Below are 5,111 nucleotides of genomic sequence, written 5' to 3'. Positions count from 1 at the left end.
TGCCACATCATCGGGCTGACAGGGATGACCTCACCCGCACGCGCATTCAGCTGGCTCAACTCGCTCTCCGGGCGGAAGCGGCTGAGCCGGGATTCCCAGGTCTCGAACCAGCCAGCCACCTGGCTCAGGCGACGGGATGCGCCCCGGTCTTCGGTCTCGAGCTCTACTCGGATGGCGCAACCCATCGCCCGGAAAGACACCTGCGGGTTGCAGTCAGCTTCCAGCGGGGCATCGATTTCCCCGCCCCGGTCTGGTGGAAGGGCAACTTCCCAGGACGCCAGTCCGCCCCGCATGCGTACCTCAACCATCGGTTCAAGCTGCGTGTCCATCACTTTGACGACTGGGTGCGGCCGGAACCGCCGCCGCTCGACCGTCCGCCGCTCGACGGCTTGGTGATGGTGATGACCTGCACCGGGGGCGGAGCATCGACCGTACGCAGCCCCGGCGAGGCCGCCGGCGATCCGATCGTCCCTGCCAACGATTCCGGAACAACGACCGTCGGCAGTGGCTCCATCAGGAAGGCCAGCGAGGGTGGGACGGCGGGCGGGCTGGCTTCCACAGGGTCGACCGACCCGGAGGCTTCACTGCGCACGGCCAGGGCCGCCCAGCCGAGCAAGCTCACCGCTAGGGTGCCGGTTGTGATCAGCAGCTTGACCTCGGTCACGCCGGATGGGCGTTTGGATCCTGGCTTGCGTTCGCTCATCTTGGCCACCTCCTGCTCGGCGCCGACTCAGTCATCGCCGCCACTATCCTCTTCTTCGTGCTGGTCATCATAGTCGCCCGAATGACCCTGGCCGCCTCCGCCGTTGCCACCAGCATTGTCTCCCACGACTACAACCTGCGGGATGGCGCCGTTCGCCAGGATCTTGCCGGTGTTGGCGTCAACGTACACCAGCCCCTGGGTCAGGGAAACCTCATAGGCAGCGGCACCCATATAGTCAACAAGCTCAGGCGGCTTCTCCAGCGACCCGCCGCGGACGGTGGTGAGCACAATGGCCACGGCCGTGTCGGCGTTGATGGGGAAGGTGGGCGCAGCCGGGGCGGTTGCCGTCGCTGCCAGCAACTGATTGGCCTGGTCGATCATGTCCCGATAGACACCTTCGCGTTCCTGCAGCAACGCAGCCAGCGCCGCATCATCAAGGACCGCTGCAGGGGTCGACGGCTGGGACTCTTCCGCCGAAGCCACATTCGAGAGGCGACCGGCGATTCCGCCGACCATGACGAGCACGAAAGCGGTCAGCGCCGAAGCCATAAGCAGTGCATTCTTGCGGATCATGTCTTCCTCCTTCGATTGTGTGCCACAATGGTTCTGGCAAGCTGTCAGAAGTCTGCCAGTTGGAGCTTGACAATCCCTTGATCCGGCGGGCAGAATCTTCAAGGATTTCCCAATCTCTCCCCTGCCCGAGCCGGGCCGCCGCAACCGACCGCCGCGGGCTGGGCGGCAGGCCTGTGGAGCAGACACCGGTTATGGCCAGAGAATCAGGGGAAGTCCGGGATAGAGGCGCGGTCGAACCGGGCCTTCTCGGGGTGGGCACCTTGGAAAACGCTGTTCCCGCTCCGCGATTTCGCCGAAGTCACCTGGCCCCGGTGGCGGGGGGGCCGTTCTCTTGGAGTCCCCTTGGAGAATCGCTGGGGTGTCTCCAATCTTCCTCCATCCCATCGGCCCCAGAATTCCGGAGGAGGTCGGATGCGAGTCCTTGTCATTGAAGATGACCAGCGCCTTGCGCGCCTGATGGAGCAGGTCCTGACCGAGGAAGGACTTGACGTCGACGTCGCCCACGACGGCGAGACCGGCCTGGAGCTCGCCCTGCGCGGCATGGATCAGGTAGCGATCGTGGATTGGATGCTTCCCGGGCGAGACGGCCCTTCCATCTGCCGCTCCCTGCGAGCGGCGCACCTGCCCATCGCCATCCTGCTCTTGACCGCACGCGGCCAAATCGAGGATCGCGTGGCCGGGCTGGACAGCGGCGCCGATGACTACATGGTCAAACCCTTCGAATTCGACGAGCTGCTGGCGCGCGTGCGGGCCCTAGGCCGGCGGTTTACATCCGAGTCCACGGATGCCTGGGAGCTGCGCCTCGGCGAGCTCGTGCTTGACCAGCGGGCCCACGTGGCTCGCCGCGGAGACAAGCCCCTGGATCTCACCACCACCGAGTGGAAGCTGCTCGAATGCTTCATGCGTCACCCGGATCAGACATTGACACGCCAGCAGATCCTGGACTACGTCTGGTCGTACAAGGCCGAGGTCCAGCCCAGCCTGGTGGACGTCTACGTTTCCTATCTCAGGCAGAAGTTGGACCGGCCGGGTGCCGCCGATCCTCTCCAGACGATCCGAGGTGTCGGCTACAGGTTGGAGCGGGATCGTGTTTAGGAGTCTTCGCTTACGGCTCACGTTCCTGTACATCCTGGCTTCGCTACTCCTGATCGCCATCCTCGCCGTAGGAACTTACCAGGCGGTCAAGCGGGAATTCCAGGCCCACAACGACCTGGCCCTGCGCTACCGCCTGGCGCAACAGCTGCAGTGGCAGGGCTTCCCGCTTCCCGAGGACTTGAAGGATGTCGGCCAGCAGTGGGTGGCACGCAGCGGGGTCTTGGTGCAGGGCGGCGCAGTCGTCGCGACGCCGCCCGAGGCAAGCGAAATCGGGAATGAAACGGAAGACGAAGCCCTCGAAGAGAGCCCGTTCGACCTGGACTCTTATGACGCCGATCTTGCGCCAGTGTTTGTCATATCCTCGGCCAGCCAGATGCTCCGCCCAGTGGCGGTAAACCGCAATTTGCCTCTGAGCGCGCCGTATGCCCCTGCAGCCGAAGCCGCACTGAAGACCGGCACGGACCTGCGCACGATCGAATTGGAGGATAGCTCTCCCGTCCGCCTGCTCACGTTCAGCCTGCCATCGACCGGGCCCCCGCAGGTGATCCAGGTCGGGCGCGCCCTCGATGACCAGCAGCGGGTATTGGACGGGTTGCTGCGCATGCTCGCTATCTTGGGAGGTGTGGGGGCACTGGTCCTGGCGGCAGGCAGCTGGTGGCTGGCCGGGAAGTCCCTGATCCCGGCGGAGCAGGCCTGGGAGAAGCAGCAGGCATTCGTCGCCAACGCCAGCCACGAGCTCCGTGCCCCCTTGACTTTGATGCGGGCTTCGGCCGAGGTCGCCCAGCGGGGCCTGCCCGCCGACGACAACCGCCGACCGCTCCTGGGCGATATCCTCTCCGAAGTCGACCACATGGCCACGCTGGTGGACGACCTGCTGCTGCTCTCCCGCCTGGATGCCGGTCGCCTGCAACTCGAACGCGACAGAATCGATTTGGGCGATCTTGCGGCCGAGATCCAGCGCACGGTCGGACGCGTGGCAGAGCGAGGGGGCGTCACGCTTTCCCACCAGCTGGGGGATGCGTTGGTTGTTCAAGGGGATCCCACCCGGTTCCGGCAGGTTCTGCTGATCCTGCTCGACAACGCCCTACGACACACGCCACCCGGCGGACGGGTTGTACTGCAGGCCCAGTCTGTCGGCAACCGGGTGCGGGTCGAGGTGCTGGACACCGGTCCGGGCATCGATCCGCAGGACCTGCCGCATGTCTTTGAGCGGTTCTACCACTCGAACCTCAAGGGGTCAGAGACAGGCAGCGGCCTGGGCCTGGCGATCGCCAAGGGGCTGATCGAAGCCCAAGGCGGGACGATCAGCCTGGAGAACGCCCCTGGGGCAGGCACACTGGCCCGGATTGAACTCCTTCGCGGCTGAAGCGCGATCAGGGCCTGGCTTCCCGTCCTAGACCCCAATTGCATTTCCCAGGTATCCCAAGGGGACGCCGCCAATCGGCTGACCACGTCCGGCCTGCACGTCGAGGCGGGCAATGCGAGTGGATTGGGCTCGGATCTTGGCGAGGCGTGAATCCACTTCACCCGACGATCGTCGAGGCCTGCATTCGCCCTGCGTCTCGAGCCCGGCCGGCGATCCTCCTGACCCTCTCTATACTGGCCATCCTCGCCTGCAACGGTCTCGGCCAGTCCCTGGCCCGGCCGAGGAATCTCCCCGGCGGGCTCGCATCAAGGTAGTTCGACGGACTGGCCCGGGCCAATCCGTTCGGCGCGCTGTCCGCGCCGAACGGTCACGGCGCCCGAGCCCAGCACCTGCCAGCCTCTGTCCTTCCCCACCAGTGCCGTCCCGCCCTCGACGCCGATCAGGTACGAGCCACGAGGGCGCAGTCGGTAAGCGAGCGACGCCAGGGCTGACGGGATCTCGTCGAAGTGGGGGATGACCAGAGCCTCGGGGACCAGGCCGAAGCCCGGGCCCCAACGCACAAGGCGCGGGAAGCTGTCGACATCCGGGATATGACTACCCAGAATCATGGCGCCCGCCGAGCATCCTGCCAGCACGCCGCCGCCGGCCAGGACGCGGAGGGCAGCCTGCCACAGCGCCGTGCGCTCAAGCGTCTGGAATAGGTAGTCTGGCTTCCCGCCGGAGAAGTACACCAGGTTCGCCTGGCCCACGGCATCGGCGTACTCGGCCAGATCGCAGTCTTCCCGCCTCAAGGCGAGCACACCCTCCGCCTGTGCGCCCAGGGCACGAAAGTGGGCCACACCCAGGTCCATCCAGCGCTGCGGCACTCCCGCACGATCGGGAGCCGACGCCGTCGGCAGGACGACGACCCGCGAACCCCCGCAGCGCTCGAGCAGCTGTCGGTCGACCGGCCTCATCGGCTCGAGGAACTCCCCGCTCCCCACCAGTGCCAGGCATCCGCCGTCACTCATTGCGCCCCCATTCCATCTCGCCTCCAGAAGCCTACCCCAATGCCTCTTGGCGAATCACGTGCCACCGCAATGCTTCTTGGTTCTCCAAGATGACCCTTGTCACACGCTGAACGGGTAGATGCCCGGTTCGGGCTTCACTCGATTCTCTCCAATCCTATGCCGCTCCTCGCCTGCGTGGCTTCGGGGTCAGTCTCGAACGCTTCCCCCGGGGGTAGATCGTGTTTGCCTTGACCGGTGCACGAGCTGCGGCCAAGCACCGGACGGCTGTCTTCGACTACGCAGGCAGCCGAGCCGCAAGGATCTCGGCCACGTCCCGCACCTGCGGAGGGCTCGGCAGCACCTTGGCGGCATCCGTCAGCATGAT

Annotated in this window: 6 protein-coding genes; 2 read left to right on the top strand and 4 right to left on the bottom strand. The window is 65.8% G+C overall.

The genetic code is table 11. The annotated features are described in order from the left end of the window. The 3 genes from MUO23_11670 to MUO23_11660 all read right to left on the bottom strand — a co-directional run. A partial coding sequence (locus tag MUO23_11670) for an FAD:protein FMN transferase (GenBank protein ID MCJ7513614.1) occupies positions 1 to 308 on the bottom strand: 308 nt, incomplete at its 3' end. A gap of 20 nt (positions 309 to 328) precedes the next feature. Next, on the bottom strand, positions 329 to 703 hold the full coding sequence (locus MUO23_11665; protein ID MCJ7513613.1) for a hypothetical protein: 375 nt from the start codon (positions 701 to 703) through the stop codon (positions 329 to 331). Positions 704 to 730: 27 nt separating this feature from the next. Further along, positions 731 to 1,276, bottom strand: coding sequence for a PepSY domain-containing protein (locus MUO23_11660; GenBank protein ID MCJ7513612.1), 546 nt, complete (start codon positions 1,274 to 1,276; stop codon positions 731 to 733). A 411-nt stretch (positions 1,277 to 1,687) separates the two neighbouring features. On the opposite strand from MUO23_11660, the gene MUO23_11655 reads away from it, so the two are divergent. After that, on the top strand, positions 1,688 to 2,371 hold the full coding sequence (locus MUO23_11655; GenBank protein MCJ7513611.1) for a response regulator transcription factor: 684 nt from the start codon (positions 1,688 to 1,690) through the stop codon (positions 2,369 to 2,371). Beyond that, the gene (locus MUO23_11650; protein ID MCJ7513610.1) at positions 2,364 to 3,737 is read left to right on the top strand and encodes a HAMP domain-containing histidine kinase; all 1,374 of its coding nucleotides are present in this window, start codon (positions 2,364 to 2,366) and stop codon (positions 3,735 to 3,737) included. The genes MUO23_11655 and MUO23_11650 overlap by 8 nt, the downstream gene beginning before the upstream one ends. Positions 3,738 to 4,042: 305 nt before the next feature. Here the strand turns inward: MUO23_11650 and MUO23_11645 are convergent, their stop codons facing one another. Beyond that, a complete protein-coding gene (locus MUO23_11645; GenBank protein ID MCJ7513609.1) occupies positions 4,043 to 4,747 on the bottom strand; it encodes a Type 1 glutamine amidotransferase-like domain-containing protein in 705 nt (234 codons plus the stop codon). Positions 4,748 to 5,111: the final 364 nt, after the last annotated feature.

This window comes from Anaerolineales bacterium, from assembly GCA_022866145.1.
Classification (GTDB): Bacteria; Chloroflexota; Anaerolineae; order Anaerolineales; family E44-bin32; genus PFL42.
Note: the sequence above shows the minus strand (reverse complement) of the source record. Positions and strands in the feature narration are given on the sequence as shown.